The organism is Bacillus haynesii, from assembly GCF_001969855.1.
GTDB classification, from domain to species: Bacteria; Bacillota; Bacilli; order Bacillales; family Bacillaceae; genus Bacillus; species Bacillus haynesii.
In genome coordinates this window covers 1-3,128 of sequence record NZ_MRBL01000035.1, presented here as the reverse complement: position 1 = coordinate 3,128, position 3,128 = coordinate 1, and the positions used below count along the sequence as shown (strand labels likewise).

Here is a 3,128-nt window from a genome sequence, read left to right as displayed (position 1 = left end):
TAAATACGGTAATTTTTTTCAAACTATCGTAGACTTTTTCATTGTGGCCTTCTCTATCTTTATGTTTATTAAATTGTTCACTCGTTTAAAACACAAGGAAGAGAAGGTTGAAGAAGAAACGCCGTCGAAAGAAGAAGAGTTGCTTACAGAAATTAGGGATCTATTAAAGAAACAAAACTAACATTCACATAATTAAAACACACACATTAAATTACTGTAAATTTAGAATTTTCTATTTATTTTTAGATTTAATTTGCTATAATAATATCATAGCTTTCCCAAAGTGATGTACCTTCTTTCAAATCTGTACAGCTCACCACCTGTACCCCCTTAGAACACTTAACGGTGTTCTTTTTTTTAGAAATGCGATTAAAAGCTTCCTTCGTCTTCAAATCTGCACAGTCCTCCCCCCTACCTAGATCTCTAGGGTGAAGTGAGCGCTTGTAACTAGCCAGTAGTACTAATCGACGCTAATCTTCTGTATATCTATCGAATGCTACAATGGCATATCTTTCACGTCTTAATCTTGAATTATAACTCGCACAGAGTCACGCCCTGTTTCGGAAGCAATTTTAGTATTTAATTCTGCCTTTTTATTCGAACCATCAATCCAACTATTTAATCCATTCCATATTGCACAGCCACTTGGTGCCTTAATACCTTTCCTACTTCCGATACGTTCAAAAAGCAAACCAGGATCAATTTCGTAAAGGCTTACCGTCATTGTATTTCCAGATCTAATGTTATAAACACATACTCTATAGTCTCCCCCATTTGACTTATATTCACCAGTCATGTGGGCCTCCGTTGAAATAGTCGCATTATAATCAGCAAGTGTCTTCCACCAAAACGATTGCACTTCACTTGCGAATGCTGAAGTAGTCGGTATCATACTCGCAACTACAATGCCTAAAAAAATAATTTTCATTTTGCTCTTCATGACATCATCTCTCCTATTTTATGAGATTGAGCTTATCGCGCAAATGTCTTCTATTAACCTGAGTATAACGGACAGTAGTTGAAATAGCTGGAGTTCCCTTTGTAGTAATATGACCAAGGTAATACGCAATTTCTTCAAGAGTCCATCCGATTTCACGAGCTTGATGCGCAAAATCGTGAAAAGCCACATCTTTAATCAATTCCCATTCGTCTTTGGTAGCTAACGACTTTAAATTGCGAAACCAACGTTCAATACCGGATTCTGTTAGCCTGTCAGCACGCTGAGAGGTAAATACATATGGGCTTGATGTATGTTTCCGTCCATTTTCAATATATGCTGCCAAGGAACTTCGACTTCATTTACTACATCAATTTCGCGGTATTTACGGCCTTTATGGCCAGTTCGTATCCATCCAATTTTGGGGCCGATATGTGTATCCTCCATCAGCTGCCACGACACATCACTTACTCGCAGGCCCGCCCAATACCCTAATGCAAAAATAGCTTGCCCGCGAAGGTCAGCATGCCGTTCCACAAGATTACGCAGAACATACCGCTGATCTTCAGTAAGCTCCCGAGGAGCCATTAGAGGTTCTGGTGGAATAGCCACGCCTTTAGTAGGATTACGCTGAAGCTGGCCTTTATCCTCTATTAGCCAATTGGCAAAGCTAGAAGCTGCCGATATGACTTTATTACGATAGCGTACACTATAACCTTGATCCTCCATCTCTCTCAAGTACATTTCCATTGCCGTTTTTGTAAATTGTTCCGGACGAAATACTCCTGCACTTCCTGGTCGTCTGGCAATCCATTCAGTAAGCTGGCGAACAGCACGAATATAATCCTCAACCGTCTTATCTGCTTTTCCAGAAATCGCTTCAGCATATTCATCAAGGAGACTCTTAGATGGCTGAAACGGAATCACATTTTTCATTACATCCACCTTGAAATTTTCTCGTGCGAGTTTTCGGGCCTCATTTGGCCTGTTCTCGAATAATTTTTTATGAAAAGTATATCAAACTGGCATGAGAATGTATATTCTCATGCCAGTTTTAAGTGTCTATTCTCCCCACATCTATAGTTATAAAATTCCAATGGCTGTGATATGCTTTAAAAAGGGGAGGGAGATCTAACTGACTTTTAAAAAAGCCTTTAATATCGGTTATGTGATCCTTTTGATTTCTTTTGTACTTGCTTACTTCCTGTTACCCGCTAAATATATCTTTACAGCCGTGATAGTCCTTACGTTGATCTTCGGTGTGTTTCAAATCACTTTAGCAAGCAAATACGACCACAAACGGAAATAAACCTAAATAAGAGTACCAGCATAATTAGGCGGGTGCTCTTTGCTTGTATTAATACATACGAACTTTCACAGGGGAAGATGTTTTATCAGAAAGTTTTTTTGTACGCTTCTTGTCCTTAAACAACTGTACTCGTTTTTTCATCCAACCATAGTTAGGGTCAGAATCTAGAGCTGAAGCGCCTCTAACTTTAAAATAACCTGTTTTCATCTTGTAATTAATAATAATTGAGGCTGCTGCACCTGCAACCCAACCGATGTATGGTATCCTACTTAGAATCGCAGCTGTAATTATGGTGACTGTAGCTTTATCTTGAACCGTTACTGTTACATTGTCCCATTTTGACCAATACCATTTTCCGACCTTTTTTGGATATTAAAATTGTCGCTAGTAGCCAACCTCGACGTGTTAAACTGATTTCCAGCTAGTGCTGTGTCATCCACTTGTCCATCCAATTGACTAGCAATGTCATTTACAACTTTCTCATAATCTTTTATTTCTGTGTCAGTAAGATAATCACTTGTCACAGAAATATGTCCGGTAGCCTTGTCCGTTTTAAATTCTTCTATACGCTTGCCCGTTTTTACAGTGGTGGTGAGGGTTCGGCTATCCTCTACTGTCTTAACTTCATTTTTTGTCCCTTGAAAGTCATATGTGAATTCATCTTGAGTTAAAACATCGGGTGTTGATACTGTTTCATTCTCTACCTTCGTTTGTGAATAAACTGGGGCAGCTGCACTAAACAACAAAGTAGCTTAGATCATCGGCAGGATAATTTTCTTATAAACCATCTCTATCAACCTCCTAATTTTTTCTTAGTCCTGATCGACGGGGGAGTTTCCTTATCCCCGCCTTTTGAGACTATTCTGCATTATTTAATCGAGA

At 38.9% G+C, this 3,128-nt stretch carries 5 protein-coding genes; 1 reads left to right on the top strand and 4 read right to left on the bottom strand.

Annotation, left to right across the window (positions count from 1 at the left end):
• On the top strand, nt 1-181 hold a 181-nt coding region (locus BTA31_RS20785; protein ID WP_193427268.1), incomplete at its 5' end, for an MscL family protein.
• A 339-nt stretch (nt 182-520) separates the two neighbouring features.
• Here BTA31_RS20785 and BTA31_RS20780 read toward each other — a convergent pair.
• From BTA31_RS20780 to BTA31_RS20765, 4 genes are all read right to left on the bottom strand, one after another.
• Nucleotides 521-940: a hypothetical protein gene (locus BTA31_RS20780; protein ID WP_076793902.1), complete on the bottom strand. Its 420-nt coding sequence runs from the start codon at nt 938-940 to the stop codon at nt 521-523.
• Between the two features lie 13 nt (nt 941-953).
• Nucleotides 954-1,283 (bottom strand): tyrosine-type recombinase/integrase, encoded by a 330-nt coding sequence (locus BTA31_RS23780; RefSeq protein WP_076793899.1) that lies wholly within the window; start codon nt 1,281-1,283, stop codon nt 954-956.
• On the bottom strand, nt 1,205-1,873 hold the full coding sequence (locus BTA31_RS20770) for a tyrosine-type recombinase/integrase (RefSeq protein WP_076793897.1): 669 nt from the start codon (nt 1,871-1,873) through the stop codon (nt 1,205-1,207). Before BTA31_RS20770 ends, BTA31_RS23780 begins: the two co-directional genes overlap by 79 nt.
• Nucleotides 1,874-2,569: 696 nt before the next feature.
• On the bottom strand, nt 2,570-2,989 hold the full coding sequence (locus tag BTA31_RS20765; protein WP_142243764.1) for a hypothetical protein: 420 nt from the start codon (nt 2,987-2,989) through the stop codon (nt 2,570-2,572).
• Nucleotides 2,990-3,128 lie beyond the last annotated feature (139 nt).